This is a genomic window from Cellulosimicrobium sp. PMB13, assembly GCF_051294865.1.
Taxonomy (GTDB): Bacteria; Actinomycetota; Actinomycetes; order Actinomycetales; family Cellulomonadaceae; genus Cellulosimicrobium.
In genome coordinates this window covers 1-17,270 of record NZ_CP145910.1, presented here as the reverse complement: position 1 = coordinate 17,270, position 17,270 = coordinate 1, and the positions used below count along the sequence as shown (strand labels likewise).

The 17,270-nt window shown below is 69.8% G+C and carries 11 protein-coding genes and 3 rRNA genes; 9 read left to right on the top strand and 5 right to left on the bottom strand.

Features of this window, described 5'->3' with window-relative positions; genetic code table 11:
- Positions 1–53 precede the first annotated feature (53 nt).
- Positions 54–1,610, bottom strand: coding sequence for a PLP-dependent aminotransferase family protein (locus V5D56_RS00285; protein WP_435737077.1), 1,557 nt, complete (start codon positions 1,608–1,610; stop codon positions 54–56).
- Positions 1,611–1,691: 81 nt separating this feature from the next.
- Here V5D56_RS00285 and V5D56_RS00280 point away from each other — a divergent pair, with 81 nt between their 5' ends.
- From V5D56_RS00280 to V5D56_RS00270, 3 genes are all read left to right on the top strand, one after another.
- On the top strand, positions 1,692–2,675 hold the full coding sequence (locus V5D56_RS00280) for an aldo/keto reductase (RefSeq protein WP_435737076.1): 984 nt from the start codon (positions 1,692–1,694) through the stop codon (positions 2,673–2,675).
- Positions 2,676–2,734: 59 nt separating this feature from the next.
- Positions 2,735–3,757: a GNAT family N-acetyltransferase gene (locus V5D56_RS00275; RefSeq protein ID WP_435737075.1), complete on the top strand. Its 1,023-nt coding sequence runs from the start codon at positions 2,735–2,737 to the stop codon at positions 3,755–3,757.
- Between the two features lie 82 nt (positions 3,758–3,839).
- The gene (locus tag V5D56_RS00270) at positions 3,840–4,451 is read left to right on the top strand and encodes a nitroreductase family protein (protein WP_435737074.1); all 612 of its coding nucleotides are present in this window, start codon (positions 3,840–3,842) and stop codon (positions 4,449–4,451) included.
- Here V5D56_RS00270 and V5D56_RS00265 read toward each other — a convergent pair.
- Entirely contained in the window at positions 4,448–5,335 is an 888-nt protein-coding gene (locus V5D56_RS00265; protein WP_435737073.1) for a 2-phospho-L-lactate guanylyltransferase, read from the bottom strand. The two genes, V5D56_RS00270 and V5D56_RS00265, sit on opposite strands and share 4 nt — an antisense overlap.
- Complete coding sequence (cofD, locus tag V5D56_RS00260; RefSeq protein WP_435737072.1) at positions 5,328–6,272, bottom strand: 2-phospho-L-lactate transferase; 945 nt, start codon at positions 6,270–6,272, stop codon at positions 5,328–5,330. The genes V5D56_RS00265 and cofD overlap by 8 nt, the downstream gene beginning before the upstream one ends.
- Before the next feature lie 30 nt (positions 6,273–6,302).
- Between cofD and V5D56_RS00255 the strand changes: the two genes are divergently transcribed.
- Positions 6,303–6,623, top strand: a complete 321-nt coding sequence (locus V5D56_RS00255; protein WP_435737071.1) for an MTH1187 family thiamine-binding protein — start codon at positions 6,303–6,305, stop codon at positions 6,621–6,623.
- 127 nt (positions 6,624–6,750) lie between these two features.
- Positions 6,751–8,208 carry a hypothetical protein gene (locus V5D56_RS00250; RefSeq protein ID WP_435737070.1) on the top strand — a complete coding sequence of 486 codons (1,458 nt, stop codon included), beginning with the start codon at positions 6,751–6,753 and terminating at the stop codon, positions 8,206–8,208.
- 6 nt (positions 8,209–8,214) lie between these two features.
- On the opposite strand, the gene V5D56_RS00245 is transcribed toward V5D56_RS00250, so the two are convergent.
- Positions 8,215–9,054 (bottom strand): ABC transporter permease, encoded by an 840-nt coding sequence (locus tag V5D56_RS00245; protein ID WP_435737069.1) that lies wholly within the window; start codon positions 9,052–9,054, stop codon positions 8,215–8,217.
- Positions 9,051–10,145: an ATP-binding cassette domain-containing protein gene (locus V5D56_RS00240; protein ID WP_435737068.1), complete on the bottom strand. Its 1,095-nt coding sequence runs from the start codon at positions 10,143–10,145 to the stop codon at positions 9,051–9,053. The genes V5D56_RS00245 and V5D56_RS00240 overlap by 4 nt, the downstream gene beginning before the upstream one ends.
- Before the next feature lie 126 nt (positions 10,146–10,271).
- Here V5D56_RS00240 and V5D56_RS00235 point away from each other — a divergent pair, with 126 nt between their 5' ends.
- From V5D56_RS00235 to rrf, 4 genes are all read left to right on the top strand, one after another.
- Positions 10,272–11,321 carry a helix-turn-helix transcriptional regulator gene (locus V5D56_RS00235; protein WP_435737067.1) on the top strand — a complete coding sequence of 350 codons (1,050 nt, stop codon included), beginning with the start codon at positions 10,272–10,274 and terminating at the stop codon, positions 11,319–11,321.
- 536 nt (positions 11,322–11,857) lie between these two features.
- Positions 11,858–13,381, top strand: a 16S ribosomal RNA gene (locus V5D56_RS00230).
- Positions 13,382–13,890: 509 nt separating this feature from the next.
- A 23S ribosomal RNA gene (locus tag V5D56_RS00225) occupies positions 13,891–16,999 on the top strand.
- A gap of 106 nt (positions 17,000–17,105) precedes the next feature.
- Positions 17,106–17,222, top strand: a 5S ribosomal RNA gene (gene rrf / locus V5D56_RS00220).
- Together the 16S, 23S and 5S rRNA genes form the textbook arrangement of a ribosomal RNA operon.
- Positions 17,223–17,270 lie beyond the last annotated feature (48 nt).

The following is a 17,270-nucleotide window of genomic DNA, read 5'->3' as shown; positions in this document are numbered from 1 at the left end:
CCTCGCCGTCGCGGCGGACGAGCCGGGCAGCCCCGTCGCCCCGGCGAGAGCTGCTAGGCCGCTCCGGCCGCCCGCACGGCGTCGGCGAGCCGCCGCACCGCGTCGTCGACGCGGGCGTCGGCGAGGTTCCCGTACCCGAGCACGAGCGTGGTCGAGCGTGCGTCGGGGGTGGCCTGGTAGCGGCGCAGGTCCACGACGGCGACGTCGCGTGCCGCGGCCTCGCGCGCGACCTGCGCGGCGTCGGGTGCGTCGTCGCCCAGGTCGAGGACGGCATGCATCCCCGCGGCGAGGCCGTGCACCGTGGCCGCGGGCAGATGACGGGCGAGCGCGGCCAGCACCGCGTCACGACGGCTGCGATACCGACGCCGCGCCGCGCGCAGGTGCCGGTCGTACGCACCGCTCGCGACGAACCGCTCGAAGGTGAGCTGCTCGACGACGGACGGCCCCGCCGTCGGGCCCGCCGCACGCGCCAGGGCCTCGCGCCAGCGTGTCGGCACGACCATCCACCCGATCCCGAACGCGGGGGAGACGGTCTTGCTGATCGAGCCCAGCAGGAGCACCCGGTCCGGGTCGAGGCCCTGGAGCGCCGCGACCGGCCGGCGGTCGTAGCGGAACTCGGCGTCGTAGTCGTCCTCGACGACGAGGCCGTCGACCTCGCGCGCCCACGCCACCACGGCCTCGCGGCGCTCCGGCGTCAGCGCCGTCCCGGTGGGGAACTGGTGCGCCGGGGTGAGCAGCGCGGCTCGCGCGCCGGTCCGTCCGGACGCCGCCACGAGCGCGGTGGTGTCCACGCCGTCCGCGTCGATGGGAACGGGGACAGGGGTGAGCCCGGCGCGCGCGGCGACGTCGCGCAGCACGGGCCAGCTCGGGTCCTCGACGAGCACGTGCGTGTGCCCGGCCGCGGCGAGCGCGGTGGCCACGCGACCCATGCCGTCGGTCGCGCCGTGCACGAGCACCACGGCGTCGTCCGGAGCAGCGACGACGCGAGCGCGGCGCAGGTGGCCCGCGACGACCGCCCGCGCCGTCGGGTGCCCGCCCGGTGCGGGGGCCCCGAGGTCGTCGTTGGACGTCGTGCCGGACGACGAGCCGAGCACCTCGCGCGTCGCGCGCAGCCACGCGTCGCGCGGGACGTGGCGCAGGTCGGGCACGCCCGGCGCGAGGTCGAACCGAGGTCGCGCAGGAGGGGGCTGCCTGGCGGGAGGGACGGCGCGCGCGGGTCTACCATCCGCCGCTCGTTCCTCGCGGCTCCCGCCAGGCCCGCCACGACCCGCGCGCGCCGTCCCTCCCGCCATGCCCGTCCCGTGCCGTGCCGCGGCCGCCGCGGACACCCGGGTCGCGGAGCCCGTGCGGGCTTCGAGGAACCCCTCGGCGACGAGCTGCCCGTAGGCCTCGGTGACGACCCACCGGGAGACCCCGAGCGTCTCGGCGAGCTGCCGGCTGGGCGGGATCGCGGCGCCGACGCCGACACGGCCCGAGCGGACGGCCTCGCGGATCGCGTGCTCGAGCCGCACGACGCGCGATCCCGACCCCGCACCCAGGTCGAGCAGGGCCTCCCAGGCGAGGGCCGCCGTCGGGCCCCCGCCCGGCGAAGTGGTCTGGTCGGACATCATGGAATCGGACCGTACACCCGGGCCGATCTCTCCCTAGCGTGGACACGTCACCAGCACCACCCTCTCGACGGGAGACACACCATGCGTTACCGCACCATCGGCGACGGCCGCACCACCTTCGACGTCTCGACCCTGTGCCTCGGCACGATGAACATGGGCACCCAGGTGGACGAGGACACCTCGTTCGCGATCCTCGACCGCTACCTCGACGCCGGCGGCACGTTCCTCGACACCGCGAACAACTACAGCTTCTGGAGGGGCGGCTACGGCCGGGACAGCGAGGACCTGCTCGGCCGCTGGCTCGCGACCCGCGGGGTGCGCGACCAGGTCCGCCTCGCGACGAAGCTCGGCGCAGCGAAGAAGGACCCGGCGCTGCCGCTGCAGAACGTGGAGCCGACGAACTTCCAGGGGCTCGCGGCGGACGTCGTCGAGCGGGAGGCGCACGAGAGCCTGCGTCACCTCGGCGTCGACCACCTCGACGTCCTCTACGGGCACGTCGACGACCTCGACACCCCGCTCGCGGAGACGGTCGGCGCGTTCGGCAAGCTGCAGGCCGAGGGGTCCGTGGGGATCACGGGCATCTCGAACGTCGCGCTGTGGCGCGTGGTCGAGGCGCGCGAGGAGGCGCTGCGTCAGGGGATCGCGCCCTACGGGCTCGTCCAGCAGAACTTCACGTACGCCTACCCGACGCCCGAGCCGGGGCGGCACAACTGGGCGTCGTACGAGCTGCTCGACTACGTGGCGTCCACAGGGACGCCGGAGCGCCCGCCGCTCGCCGTCGTCGCGTACTCGCCGATCCTCCAGGGCGCGTACGTGCGCCGCGACAAGCCGCTGTGGGAGGGCTTCGACCACGCGTCGACGCGCGAGCGGATCCGCACCCTGCACGAGGTCGCTGGCCAGACCGGCGCCACGCCGAACCAGGTCGTGCTCGCGTGGCTCCTCGGCGGCGAGCACCCGGTGATCCCGGTGATCGGGCCGAGCACGGTCGAGCAGCTCGACGAGCTCCTCGGCGCGGCCGACCTCGACCTCGACCCGGAGGTCCGGGCCCGCCTCGACGCGGTCTGACGGCGAGTGCAGGACCCGGGTCGCGCGCCGGCGGCCCGGGGTCCTGCCACGATGGCGCCATGGCGAGCGTCGTACGAGCCCGGGACGAGGACTGGCGTGCGCTCCGCGACGTCCGACTGCGGGCGCTCGCGGAGTCGCCGTCGGCGTTCGGCTCGACCCTCGCGCGCGAGGTCGCCTTCGCCGACGACGTGTGGCGCGACCGCGCCGCCGCCGGTCGCACGCTCCTCGCCCGCGCGGGAGCGCTCGTCGTCGGGCTCGCGACGGTCGTGCCGTCGTCCGAGGACGACCACGAGGCCGAGCTCGTCTCGGTCTGGGTGGACCCGGCGACGCGGGGCGCGGGCGTCGGCGCCGCGCTGGTGCGGGGCGCCGTCGACCTGGCGCGATCACTCGGCGCGCAGCGGGTCGCTCTCTGGGTCACCACGACCAACGAGCCCGCGCGGGCGCTCTACGAGAGCGCGGGGTTCGTCCGGACCGGCGAGCACAAGCCGCTCCCGAGCGACTCTCGGCTGGAGGAGCTGCGCATGGTCCGCGCTCTGCGGGAGGCCGACGACGACGACGAGGACGAGGTCCTCGAACCGCTCGACACCGCTGCCGCCCGGGCCCTCGCGGAGCGCTACCTGCAGTACTTCCTGCTCTCGACCGGCGACCGCGCAGCGCGCCTCCAGAGCGCGTCCGCGTTCGAGGTCTGGGAGGAGGTCTACGCCCGGGTGGCGGGGGAGGCCGACCCCTTGCCGATGCTCGACGCACTCGTCGCCCTGGCGTTCGACCGGGCGCCCGACGACGAGGGCGAGTTCCTGACGCACGTCGCGGCGGGCCCGGTCGAGGACGCCGTCGTCGAGCGACCAGACCTCCGCGAGGGCGTCGCCGAGCGGTGTCGGCACACAGACCCCGCGTGGCGCGAGACGGTGCGCGGAGTGTGGGCCGACGCCGAGCTCGCCGCGACGTTCCCGGAACCCCTCGACCGGCTCGTCACGTGCCTCGGGGACGCTGCGGTGAACGACGGGCCGGACGGCACGACGCGTGGCTCCGCGCGACGCCCGTCGAAGCGCCAGAGCCGCGCCGGCCGCGGTCGCCACCGCTGACCACCGACACCGCGCCGTGCCGAACCACGTGTCAGGGGCGACCGATCACCCCGGTGGCCTCTCGACCTGACACCATCAAGGCATGGAGTTCCAGGACGTCGTGCGCCGCCGCCGCATGGTCCGGCGGTTCACCGCCGACCCCGTCGACCCCGCCTCGGTGGACCGCGTGCTGCGCAACGCCGTCCGCGCGCCGAGCGCCGGCTTCGCGCAGGGCTGGGCGTTCGTCGTCCTGACCGAGCCCGACGACGTCGCGCGCTTCTGGGCCGCCTCCACGCCCGCGGACTCCGAGCGGGACATGAGCACGTGGCTCGACGGCATGCGCACCGCGCCGGTGATCGTCCTCGTCCTCACGTCGAAGGACGCCTACCTGCGGCGGTACGCCGAGGACGACAAGGGCTGGGCCGACCGCGACGAGAACCGGTGGGCCGTGCCGTACTGGCACGTCGACGCGGGCATGGCGTCGCTGCTCATGCTCCAGACCGCGGTCGACGAAGGGCTCGGCGCCTGCTTCTTCGGCGTGCAGCCCGGCGAGGTGCCGCGGCTGCGCGAGGCGTTCGGCATCCCCGGGGAGTACGCGCCGACGGGCGTCGTCGCGCTCGGCCACCCGGGCCACGCCGGCCCGAGCGGGTCGCCGCGCCGTCGGGCCCGCAAGCCGCTCGACGACGTCGTGCACCGGGGCCGCTGGGGCGGCTAGCCGGCGTCGCCGGTGGGCAGGCCCGGAACGTGCTGCCCGACGGCGGCCCGCACCTCCGCGGGCAGCTCGCCCCAGTCGTCGATCGTGTCGAGGTCCGTCGCCGTGCCCGGTCGGTGCACGACGGCGGCCCGCAGCCCCAGGAGCTCGGCCTCGGCCAGGTGCGCGGCGAGGCTGTCGACGCCGAACCGGAACCGGAACCCCTGCCGAGCACGACCTGAGGGTCGTTCTGCGGCGGAATCCGGCCCCCAGGTCGTGTTCGGCGCGACCACGGCGTCCCCGGAGAGGACGAGCAGGTTGGTGCCCGACCGGTGCCGGTCGGTCGCGACGACGACGGGCGCGTCCTCCGCGAGCAGCGCGGCGACGTCGTCGGTCGCGAGCGCGGGGAGGTCCGCGTGCGCGACGAGCAGCCGCACCGGGCCGTCCTGGGTCGCGAGCTCGCGCCCCACCTCGACCGCCTCGTTCAGTCCCGGCCGGTCCGCAGGCTGCAGCACGATGCGGAGCCGGTCGGCGTCGTCCGTGAGGAGGGGCGGGCCGTCGGCGTCGTCCGCAGCGCTCGCCGCCTCCACGACGAGGCCCTGGAGCGCGCGCCAGGTGAACCGCGGGTCCGACGTCACGACCACCACGCGCTCCACCGCGTCCGAGGCGAGCAGCGTCGCCACGACGTGCCGCGCGAGGATCGCGACGAGGCGGCTGCGCGCCGCCGGGTCGAGCACGTGCGCGAGGCGCGACTTCCCCGACGACCCGTCGCGCAGGGGCACGACGGCGACCACGCGCCCTAGGCGACCCGGTCCGGCCGGGCGCGCCGCGCCGTCGGGCGCCGCGAGCGGACCGCGCGCGCGGCCCCCCACCTCGTCCGCCTCGCCGCGCGCCGACGTGTCAGCCACGCGCCGCCGCCAGGATCTCCCGCGCGAGGCGCTCGCGGCCTTCCGCGCCCCCCATGACGGTGTCGGTGACGAGGACGCGGAGCCCGAGCTCCGCGACCTCTTCGGCGAGCTGCGCGTCGCGCTCGTCGATCACCATGTGGTCGACGAGGCCCGTGTAGAGACGCGCGACGCCGAGCGCGGACACCTCGTGGCCGAGCGTCGCGAGCATCTGCGCCGCGGGCCCCTTGATCGCCCGCCCGCCGACGATCGGGCTGACCGCGACGCGGTGCGCACGCGACCCGACGAGCGCCTCGCGCACACCGGGCACGCCGAGCACGGGCGCGACGGACAGGAACGGGTTCGACGGCGCGACCACGACCACCGCGGCGTCGCGCACCGCCGCGACGACACCGGGCGCGGGCCGCGCGGCCTCGATGCCGTCGTAGACGAGACCCACGACGTCGTCCGCGTGGTGCCGACCCACGAAGTACTCCTGGAAGCCGAGCCGCCCGCCGGGCGTGTCGACGAGCGTCGCCACGCGGTCGTCGGTCACGGGGACGACGCGCGCCCGGACGCCGAGCGCGCGCGTGAGCTCGGCGGTCACCGCGGACAGCGGCGCCCCCGCGCGCAGGCGCGCGGTGCGCACGACGTGCGTCGCGAGGTCCTTGTCGCCGAGCGTGAACCACGTGTCCTCGCCGAGCCGGCCCATCGCCTCGAGCGTCGCGTACGTCTCGCCGACCACGCCCCAGCCGCGCTCCTCGTCGGCCAGACCGGCGAGCGTGTAGGTCACGGTGTCGAGGTCGGGCGAGATCGCGAGGCCGTGGAGCTCGACGTCGTCGGCGACGTTGACGACGACCGTGAGGTCCGCTCCCGCGAGGTCCAGGCCGTGGGCGAGCCGGGCGCCGCCGACCCCTCCGGCCAGCACGGTCACCGCGTCGGTCGTCACGTCCTGGGTCACGGACCGAGCCTACGTGCCACCATGGGGCCCATGGCCGTCTTCGCCTTCTCCGTCGCCCCGCTCGGTGCCGGCGAGTCCGTCGCGGACTCCGTCGCCGAGGCCGTCCGCATCGTCCGCGAGTCGGGCCTGCCGAACCGCACCACGTCGATGTTCACCGAGATCGAGGGGGACTGGGACGAGGTCATGCCCGTCATCCAGCGGGCCACGGAGGCGGTGGGGGCCGGCGGGCACCGGGTGTCGTTGGTCGTCAAGGCCGACATCCGGCCCGGTCGGACCGGCGAGCTCACGGGCAAAGTCGAGCGCGTCGAGGAACGCCTGGCGGCCGACGAGGAGCAGCCCGGGCCCGCCTGACCTGCGCACATCCCGGCGCCCGAACCGTACGGGTTCGGGCTGTTCGCGGGACTTGACCGGCGACGTAGGCTAAGCGGCAAACGACCCCGCCCCGGTCGCGTTCCGCAATGCAGCAGGAGACCCCCCGATGCCCCTCTTCGAGGTGGACGCCGAGCGTCCGTTGCTCGTCCAGCCGCCCCAGCCGGCCGGCGCCTTCGGGACCGACGCGCAGCGCGTGGTCGACGGCAACCTCGACAGCCTGCTCGGGGAGCAGATCTTCCCCGTCAAGCAGGGGACGTCCGACGACGAGCCACACCTCCTCGCGCTCGACGCGGCCGGGCTGCCGGTGGTCATCGAGGTGACGGCCGAGCTCACGGAGAGCGCCCTGACCGCTGCGCTGAACCACGCGGGCCGGGCCGGACGCCTCACCCGCGCCGAGCTGGCCGCCCGGTACACGGGCGGGGCGTCGCGGTTCCAGCAGGACGTCGCCGCGTTCTACGACAACGTGCCGCTGACACGGTCGCAGGCCACGGCGCGCACGACGGGCGCGCGGCTGATCGTCATCTGCTCGAGCGCCGCGCCGGGCATCGAGGACGCGCTCGACTTCCTGCGCCAGCCGGGGTCGCCGGTCGCGGTGCTGCGGCTCGGTGTCGTGCACGGAGCCGACGGCCGGCGCTTCGTCGACGTGTCGCCGCTCGCGGTCGGCCGTCCCGAGACACCCCCGACGCCCGAACGAGCGCCCGTGCGCGCCCGGGAGACGGCGCCCGCCTCCGACTTCGCGGACGGCGTCGCCGTGGGCCGAGCCCTGACCGGCAAGTTTCCCGTGGTGACGCAGCAGGCACGCTCGCGCGCGGAGCGGCGTCGCGAGCTCGAGTCGAGCACGACGTACGGGTCGACGCCGTCGTCCGCCGACGTCACCGGTCAGCTCGCGCCCGTGCCGCTCGAGATCCCGCTGGGCGGGCCCGCCGCCGAGGACGGGCTGCCGATCCTCGACTTCGTCCCCGTCGAGGACCCGTTGACGGCACGTCCCGCGCCCGAGCAGCGCACGTGGTCGGACGAGCCGAGCACGTGGGCGGACCGGCGGCCCGCCGGCAGCGGCGACGACACCCGCGTGCCGCGGACCTCGATCCTCACGCGCGAGTCGGTGCGCACGCGCGAGTCGGTCCGCACGCGTGAGTCGATCCTCACGCACGAGTACGGCCAGCAGCACCCCCCGGCGGCGGAGCGTTCCTACGACCCGCTGTCCTACCAGCCTCCGGCCGCTCTCGACCAGGATCCCCTCGTCGGTCGCGAGGTCGCCCCGGTCCCTGCGCCCCCCGTGGATCTCCCGCTCGGACCCGACGACGACCCGGACCTCGTGGCGCTCGCCCGCACGCTGGGCAGCCCGCGCCACCTCGTGTGGTCGCGTCCGCGCCGGGGCCAGCGGTTCGAGGCCGTCCTGCAGCCCGACGGCTTCATCGAGCTGGCCGACGGTGCCCGCTACCGGCACCCCGACCTCGCCGCCGTCGCGGCCTCGGGGACCGCGACGGCGGACGGCTGGAGCGTGTGGCGCCTCGGCGACGACGGCCCCTCGCTCACCGACGCGTTCCGCGCCCACCACGCCTGACCGGTCTCAGTCCGCCGACGTGACCATCGAGCGGATCCCGACGACCAGGCCGACGACGGCCGTCACCACGGCGGCGACCCACCCCCAGGCGACCGCGGTCGCGCCGAGGTCGCCCGCGAACAGCGCCCGCTCGGCGTCGACGACGTACTTCAGCGGGTTCACCGAGGCGGCGACCTGCATCCAGCGCGGCCCGGACTCGAGCGGCAGCAGCATCCCGGACAGGAGCATGAGCGGGAACAGCAGGGTCTGCTGGACCATCCAGAACATCCAGTCCTGCTTGCGCACCGCGAGGGCGAGCGCGTAGGACAGCGCGCCGATCCCGACGCCGAGCACCGCGAGCAGCAGGAGGCCCAGGACGGCGCCGGCGAGGTGCAGCTCGAACCCGAACGGCAGCATGACGAGCACGACGATCACCGACTGCGCGACGATCGGCACCATCTCCTTGAGCGCCCGCCCGACGAGCAGCGAGGACCGGGACAGCGGTGCGACGAGCATGCGCTCGTGCGCACCCGTCTGGAGCTCGAACAGCAGGTTCGAGCCCGTCGCGGACGTGCCGAACAGCGTGGTCATGACGAGGATCGACGGGACGAACCACTGCCAGACGCTCCCGCCGAGCACCTCGGAGCCCCCGAGAGAGCCCACGAGCAGCGGGCCGAACAGCCCGAGGAAGACGAGCGGCTGCACGAGGCCGAACACGACGGAGAACGGGTCGCGCACCACGGGCCGCAGCTCGCGCGCGAGGACGATGCCGGTGTCGCGGACGACGTGGCGGCGCGACGGCGCGGGGGCCGGTGCGGGTGCGGGCTGGCCGGCAGGGACGTCGGTGCGGGTGTCGACGGTGCTCATGCTGCGGTCCTCTCGGTGGACCGGGACGTCGTCCCGGCGGTGTCGGTGGGCGGCGTCGTCCCGGCGGGATCGGTTGTCGGCGCGCCCGCGGCCGGGTCGGCGGCTCCGGCCTCGCGGAGGCTGCGGCCGGTGAGCGCGAGGAAGACGTCGTCGAGCGTCGGGCGGTGGACGTGCGCCGTCGTGGCCGGGATGCCCGCGGCGTCCGCCGCGCGCAGGAGACGCGGGAGGTACGCGTCGCCCCGCTCCGCGCGAACGGTCACCTGGGACCCGTCCCGGGCGAGCACCTCCCGGAACCCGTCGACCCGGGCGGCGACCTCCGCGAGGCGGGCTGCGGCGTCGGGCCCGGCACCCTTCACGGCGACGACGACGCGATCACCCGCGAGGTCGGCCTTGAGCTTCGCGGCGGTGTCGTCCGCGATGACCTCGCCGTGGTCGACCACGACGACGCGCTCGGCCATCGTGTCCGCCTCGTCGAGGTAGTGGGTCGTGAGGACGACGGTCATGGGCGCGCCCGTCGTCGCGACGGCGTCGGCGCGCACCCGGCCGACGTGCTCCCACAGGTTCGCGCGGTTGTGGGGGTCGAGCCCGGTCGTCGGCTCGTCGAGGAAGAGCAGCGCGGGGGAGTGCACGAGGCCCATCGCGACGTCGAGGCGGCGCCGCTGCCCGCCCGAGAGGTCGGAGACCTTGCGCGTGCGCTGCGCGGTGAGCTCGAGCACGTCGAGCAGCTCGTCGGCGCGGCGCCGGGCGGCGCGCCGGTCGAGACCGTGGATGCGCGCCTGGCTCACGAGCTCGTCGACGGCACGCTGGCCGTGACCGGCCGCGTTCCCCTGCCCGACGTAGCCGATGCTGCGGCGGACGGCGTCCGGCTGCGCGACCACGTCGAGCCCGGCGACCGTCGCCGTGCCCGAGGTCGGACGGATCAGCGTCGTGAGCATGCGCAGCGTCGTCGTCTTGCCGGCGCCGTTGGGGCCGAGGACGGCGACGAGCTCGCCGGGCGCGACGTCGAGGTCGATGCCGCGCACGGCGTGCACGGTCCTGCTCGCGTCGCGCCCGACGGGGAAGTCCTTCGTCAGGGCTCGGGTACGGATCACGATGTCCTCCGGGGCTGGTGGTGGTCTGGGGCGGATCGGTGAACCTGCCGGTTCCGCACCGGCTGGGACCACTCTGCTCCGGGTAGCGGTCAGGTTCTGGCCTCTACCGTGTGCGACTCTGAGGACATGCTCGAGACCTCCGGACGACTCCTCAGGCTGCTCTCCCTCCTCCAGGCGCGGCGCGACTGGCCGGGTCCGACCCTCGCGGAGCGCCTGGACGTCAGCCCACGGACGGTCCGGCGCGACGTCGACCGGCTGCGCGAGCTGGGCTACCCCGTCCAGGCCACGAAAGGACCGGACGGCGGGTACCGCCTCGACGCGGGCGTCGACCTCCCGCCGCTGTTGTTCGACAACGAGCAGGCCGTCGCCGTGGCGCTCGCCCTGCGGACAGCGAGCCTCCCGGGCGTCGAGGACGCGGCGGCCCGTGCGCTCGCGACGATCCGCCAGGTGATGCCGGCCCGGCTGCGCGGACGGATCGACGCGCTCGAGGTGACGGCGGTCCCGCGCGGCCGGGAGTCCGAGCGTCCGGCGGTGCGCCCGGACGTCCTCGTGGCGATCGGCACGGCCGCACGCGAGCGGCGCGTGGTGCGCTTCGACTACGACGGAGGGTCGGGGGAGGTCCTGCGCCCGGTGGGCGCCCCGGACTCCGCGGGCTTCCGTCCGCCGCGCCGGGTCGAGCCGCACCACCTGGTCACGTGGGGTGGTCGGTGGTACCTCGTGGCGTGGGACCTCGATCGCGACGACTGGCGCACGTTCCGGGTGGACCGGATGGCCCCGCGGTCGGGCGACGGCCCGCGGTTCCGGCCGCGCGACCTTCCGGCGCCCGACGTCGCGACCTACGTGTCGCAGGCGTTCTCGCGTCCCGCGTGGCCCGTCCGCGGCACGGCCGAGCTCGGTGCGAGCGCGGACGACCTCGCGCCGTGGGTCGGGGACGCGGGGGTGGTCGAGCCGCTCGGGCAGGACCGCTGCCGGGTGACCGCCGGCTCGTGGTCCTGGGGCGGGCTCGCGGCCTGGTTCGGCATGTTCGACGTCCCCGTGACGGTCGTGGGGCCGCAGGAGCTGCACGACGCCGCGCGGCAGGTCGCGGCGCGCCTCGCCGGTGGCCCGGGTGGGGCCGGGGACGGGCCGCGCGAGGAGCGTGAGCCGGGTGAGCGGGGTCACGACGAGCGCGGTTGACCGCGCCCGCTGCGCCGCGTAATGTTCTCGAGGTCGCCCGGCAGGGAGGAACAGACACCACGGCGTAGCTCTTCGGAGCAGACGCGAAGTGGCTGGTCCCGCAGGCGAATCCCCTTTCTTCTGGACGTGAGTGCAGCATGCTGCGCCTGCGGTACAGTTCGGGGGCCAGACAAGAGGTCATTCTGAACGAATTTCCGGTTTCGACCGGGTTCGGGACGAAGGTCCGGGTCTGGTAGGCTGGATAACGAAAGCCCCGCGCAAAGGTCGGAGACGACCGGAGGCGGTGTGTGTCGGTTGTTTGAGAACTCAACAGTGTGCTTGTTAGTCAATGCCAATTTTTGTCCTCGTGGGCATGGCTGGCTGGATCGCCCGTCCGGGTGGTTGGTCTGGTTGTGTCTGAGGATTCCTTTGGTTGATTTCGGAGAATGATCGTCAGATTGTTTTTCGTTTGTAGGCCAGTTTTGTGAACCTCTTTTGGGGGTTCGCTTCGTATGGATTGTTCACTGCTGGGTTTGCCTGGTGGTGGGCGTTGTTCATTTACGGAGAGTTTGATCCTGGCTCAGGACGAACGCTGGCGGCGTGCTTAACACATGCAAGTCGAACGATGATGCCCAGCTTGCTGGGTTGATTAGTGGCGAACGGGTGAGTAACACGTGAGTAACCTGCCCCTGACTTCGGGATAACTCCGGGAAACCGGGGCTAATACCGGATATGAGCCGTCCTCGCATGGGGGTGGTTGGAAAGTTTTTCGGTCAGGGATGGGCTCGCGGCCTATCAGCTTGTTGGTGGGGTGATGGCCTACCAAGGCGACGACGGGTAGCCGGCCTGAGAGGGCGACCGGCCACACTGGGACTGAGACACGGCCCAGACTCCTACGGGAGGCAGCAGTGGGGAATATTGCACAATGGGCGAAAGCCTGATGCAGCGACGCCGCGTGAGGGATGACGGCCTTCGGGTTGTAAACCTCTTTCAGCAGGGAAGAAGCGCAAGTGACGGTACCTGCAGAAGAAGCGCCGGCTAACTACGTGCCAGCAGCCGCGGTAATACGTAGGGCGCAAGCGTTGTCCGGAATTATTGGGCGTAAAGAGCTCGTAGGCGGTTTGTCGCGTCTGGTGTGAAAACTCGAGGCTCAACCTCGAGCTTGCATCGGGTACGGGCAGACTAGAGTGCGGTAGGGGAGACTGGAATTCCTGGTGTAGCGGTGGAATGCGCAGATATCAGGAGGAACACCGATGGCGAAGGCAGGTCTCTGGGCCGCAACTGACGCTGAGGAGCGAAAGCATGGGGAGCGAACAGGATTAGATACCCTGGTAGTCCATGCCGTAAACGTTGGGCACTAGGTGTGGGGCTCATTCCACGAGTTCCGTGCCGCAGCAAACGCATTAAGTGCCCCGCCTGGGGAGTACGGCCGCAAGGCTAAAACTCAAAGGAATTGACGGGGGCCCGCACAAGCGGCGGAGCATGCGGATTAATTCGATGCAACGCGAAGAACCTTACCAAGGCTTGACATGCACGGGAAGCCACCAGAGATGGTGGTCTCTTTGGACACTCGTGCACAGGTGGTGCATGGTTGTCGTCAGCTCGTGTCGTGAGATGTTGGGTTAAGTCCCGCAACGAGCGCAACCCTCGTCCCATGTTGCCAGCGGGTTATGCCGGGGACTCATGGGAGACTGCCGGGGTCAACTCGGAGGAAGGTGGGGATGACGTCAAATCATCATGCCCCTTATGTCTTGGGCTTCACGCATGCTACAATGGCCGGTACAAAGGGCTGCGATACCGTAAGGTGGAGCGAATCCCAAAAAGCCGGTCTCAGTTCGGATTGGGGTCTGCAACTCGACCCCATGAAGTCGGAGTCGCTAGTAATCGCAGATCAGCAACGCTGCGGTGAATACGTTCCCGGGCCTTGTACACACCGCCCGTCAAGTCACGAAAGTCGGTAACACCCGAAGCCCATGGCCCAACCGGTTCGCCGGGGGGAGTGGTCGAAGGTGGGACTGGCGATTGGGACTAAGTCGTAACAAGGTAGCCGTACCGGAAGGTGCGGCTGGATCACCTCCTTTCTAAGGAGCTTCAACGCACGCCGGTGCCTGGCCTCTTCGGGGGGTGGGTGGGGTGTGTGGTGGCCACGGCCCACGCCGTTCGCGTGTGGGGGTGGTTGCTCATGGGTGGAACATTGACGAAAGAGCGTCGGTCTCGCTGGTGTCAGTACCTGCGTCGCCCGTGCTCGTGTGCTGGTTCTCTTCGGGGGGCTGGTGTGCGGGCTGGTGGTGGTGTGGTGGAACATCGCGGGTGGGTCCGGGGCTTGTCGAGCACACTGTTGGGTCCTCAGGTCACCGGCCACGGTCGTGGTGGTGCCTGGTACGGGTCGGTCCGTGGATCGCGAACCGCTCGCCGAGCTGGTCTTGGTGGGTAGGCGGGTCTGTGCGGGTCGGGGTCGTTGGTTGTTTGAGAACTGCACAGTGGACGCGAGCATCTTTGAAGTGATCAAGATGCAAAAAGCTCGGACGTCGCCCTCGGGTGTGTCCGTGGTTTTTGTTCTTGGTCTCTGCGAATAGATTGTAGTGTGTGTGTCGAAGTTTTTAAGGGCACAGGGTGGATGCCTTGGCACTAGGAGCCGAAGAAGGACGTCGTAGCCTGCGATAAGCCTCGGGGAGCTGGCAAACGAGCTGTGATCCGAGGGTTTCCGAATGGGGGAACCCCGTACGAGTCATGTCGTGCGACCTGCACCTGAATATATAGGGTGTGTGGAGGGAACGCCGGGAAGTGAAACATCTCAGTACCGGCAGGAAGAGATATTCCGTGAGTAGTGGCGAGCGAAAGCGGATGAGGCCAAACCGGGCGCGTGGTAAAGCTGTCAGGCGTTGCGTGTCCGGGGTTGTGGGACCCTTCTGGTGGATCTGACAGTCCACCAGGGAGTCAGAAAGCCGTGTCATAGTCGAACCGCATTGAAAGGCGGACCACAGACGGTGCGAGTCCGGTAGACGAAATGGTGCGGCCTCCCGAAGGGGATCCCAAGTAGCACGGGGCCCGTGAAATCTCGTGTGAATCTGGCAAGACCACTTGCTAAGCCTAAATACTACCTAGTGACCGATAGCGGACCAGTACCGTGAGGGAAAGGTGAAAAGTACCCCGGGAGGGGAGTGAAATAGTACCTGAAACCGTGTGCCTACAATCCGTTGGAGCCTCCTTGGTTGGGGTGACAGCGTGCCTTTTGAAGAATGAGCCTGCGAGTTAGTGCTCAGTGGCGAGGTTAACCCGTGTGGGGAAGCCGTAGCGAAAGCGAGTCCGAACAGGGCGTCCATAGTCGCTGGGTCTAGACCCGAAGCGAAGTGATCTAGCCATGGGCAGGTTGAAGCGCGGGTAAGACCGCGTGGAGGACCGAACCCACCAGGGTTGAAAACCTGGGGGATGACCTGTGGTTAGGGGTGAAAGGCCAATCAAACTTCGTGATAGCTGGTTCTCCCCGAAATGCATTTAGGTGCAGCGTCACGTGTTTCTTGCCGGAGGTAGAGCTACTGGATGGCCGATGGGCCCTACAAGGTTACTGACGTCAGCCAAACTCCGAATGCCGGTAAGTGGAAGCGTGGCAGTGAGACTGCGGGGGATAAGCTCCGTAGTCGAGAGGGAAACAGCCCAGACCACCGGCTAAGGCCCCCAAGCGTGTGCTAAGTGGGAAAGGATGTGGAGTTGCACAGACAACCAGGAGGTTGGCTTAGAAGCAGCCACCCTTGAAAGAGTGCGTAATAGCTCACTGGTCAAGTGATTCCGCGCCGACAATGTAGCGGGGCTCAAGTACACCGCCGAAGCCGTGGCATCTGCGCGTAACTCAGGCCTTCGTGGTCCAGAGGCGCAGGTGGGTAGGGGAGCGTCGTGTGGCCGGTGAAGCCGCGGGGGAACCCAGCGGTGGAGGCCACACGAGTGAGAATGCAGGCATGAGTAGCGAATGACGGGTGAGAAACCCGTCCGCCGAATGACCAAGGGTTCCAGGGCCAGGTTAATCCGCCCTGGGTAAGTCGGGACCTAAGGCGAGGCCGACAGGCGTAGTCGATGGACAAGGAGTTGATATTCTCCTACCGGCGAAGAACCGCCCATACCGAGCCCGGTGATGCTAACCGCCCAAACCTGTCCACCGACCCTTCGGGGTCACCGGACAGGGGCGCGCGGGACCCGAACCGGTAGTAGGTAAGCGTATTAACAGGGGTGACGCAGGAAGGTAGCCCGGCGTGGCGATGGTAGTCCACGTCCAAGGCTGTAGGCCGTCGGGTAGGCAAATCCGCCCGACACGAAGGCTGAGAGCTGATAGTGAGCGCGTATGCGCGAAACGGGTGATCCTATGCTGCCAAGAAAAGCCTCGGCGCGAGGTTCTAGCCGCCCGTACCCCAAACCGACTCAGGTGGTCAGGTAGAGAATACCAAGGCGATCGAGCGAATCGTGGTTAAGGAACTCGGCAAAATGCCCCCGTAACTTCGGGAGAAGGGGGGCCCGAAACGTGAACCGGCTAGCCCGGGGAAGCGTGGACGGCCGCAGAGACCAGGGAGAAGCGACTGTTTACTAAAAACACAGGTCCGTGCGAAGTCGCAAGACGATGTATACGGACTGACGCCTGCCCGGTGCTGGAAGGTTAAGAGGACGGGTCAACCCTTCGGGGTGAAGCTCAGAATTTAAGCCCCAGTAAACGGCGGTGGTAACTATAACCATCCTAAGGTAGCGAAATTCCTTGTCGGGTAAGTTCCGACCTGCACGAATGGCGTAACGACTTCTCCGCTGTCTCAACCGCGAACTCGGCGAAATTGCACTACGAGTAAAGATGCTCGTTACGCGCAGCAGGACGGAAAGACCCCGGGACCTTTACTATAGCTTGGTATTGGTGTTCGGTGCGGCTTGTGTAGGATAGGTGGGAGACTGTGAAACCCGCACGCCAGTGCGGGTGGAGTCAACGTTGAAATACCACTCTGGCCGCTTCGGATGTCTAACCTCGGTCCGTGATCCGGACCAGGGACAGTGCCTGGTGGGTAGTTTAACTGGGGCGGTTGCCTCCTAAAATGTAACGGAGGCGCTCAAAGGTTCCCTCAGCCTGGTTGGCAATCAGGTGTCGAGTGCAAGTGCACAAGGGAGCTTGACTGTGAGACTGACAGGTCGAGCAGGGACGAAAGTCGGAACTAGTGATCCGGCGGTGGCTTGTGGAAGCGCCGTCGCTCAACGGATAAAAGGTACCCCGGGGATAACAGGCTGATCTTGCCCAAGAGTCCATATCGACGGCATGGTTTGGCACCTCGATGTCGGCTCGTCGCATCCTGGGGCTGGAGTAGGTCCCAAGGGTTGGGCTGTTCGCCCATTAAAGCGGTACGCGAGCTGGGTTTAGAACGTCGTGAGACAGTTCGGTCCCTATCCGCTGCGCGCGCAGGAAACTTGAGAAGGGCTGTCCCTAGTACGAGAGGACCGGGACGGACGAACCTCTGGTGTGCCAGTTGTTCCGCCAGGAGCACCGCTGGTTGGCTACGTTCGGAAGGGATAACCGCTGAAAGCATCTAAGCGGGAAGCCTGCTTCAAGATGAGGTTTCCATACCCTACGGGGTGAGAGGCACCCAGCAGAACACTGGGTAGATAGGCCGGACGTGGAAACGGGGACCAACGACCCGTGCAGCTGACCGGTACTAATCAGCCGACAACTTCAACACCAACACACTCTTGCAACGCGTCCACTGTGCGGTTCCCGAACCACCAACCCCACCACCCCCCACAACACGGCGGGTGGCACCCAGGGAAGGTCGAGTTCGACAGAGTTACGGCGGTCACAGCGAAGGGGAAACGCCCGGTCCCATACCGAACCCGGAAGCTAAGCCCTTCAGCGCCGATGGTACTGCCCTGGAGACGGGGTGGGAGAGTAGGACGCCGCCGGACAACCCTTCACCGAAGGCCCACCCCCCACGGGGTGGGCCTTCGGCATTT

Bases quoted from the DNA above. Each gene is read 5' to 3' on its own strand.
- V5D56_RS00285 (WP_435737077.1), bottom strand. From the start codon at position 1,610: ATGATGTCCGACCAGACCACTTCGCCGGGCGGGGGCCCGACGGCGGCC.
- V5D56_RS00270 (WP_435737074.1), top strand. From the start codon at position 3,840: ATGGAGTTCCAGGACGTCGTGCGCCGCCGCCGCATGGTCCGGCGGTTC.
- V5D56_RS00255 (WP_435737071.1), top strand. From the start codon at position 6,303: ATGGCCGTCTTCGCCTTCTCCGTCGCCCCGCTCGGTGCCGGCGAGTCC.
- V5D56_RS00245 (WP_435737069.1), bottom strand. From the start codon at position 9,054: ATGAGCACCGTCGACACCCGCACCGACGTCCCTGCCGGCCAGCCCGCA.
- V5D56_RS00235 (WP_435737067.1), top strand. From the start codon at position 10,272: ATGCTCGAGACCTCCGGACGACTCCTCAGGCTGCTCTCCCTCCTCCAG.
- V5D56_RS00280 (WP_435737076.1), top strand. From the start codon at position 1,692: ATGCGTTACCGCACCATCGGCGACGGCCGCACCACCTTCGACGTCTCG.
- V5D56_RS00275 (WP_435737075.1), top strand. From the start codon at position 2,735: ATGGCGAGCGTCGTACGAGCCCGGGACGAGGACTGGCGTGCGCTCCGC.
- V5D56_RS00250 (WP_435737070.1), top strand. From the start codon at position 6,751: ATGCCCCTCTTCGAGGTGGACGCCGAGCGTCCGTTGCTCGTCCAGCCG.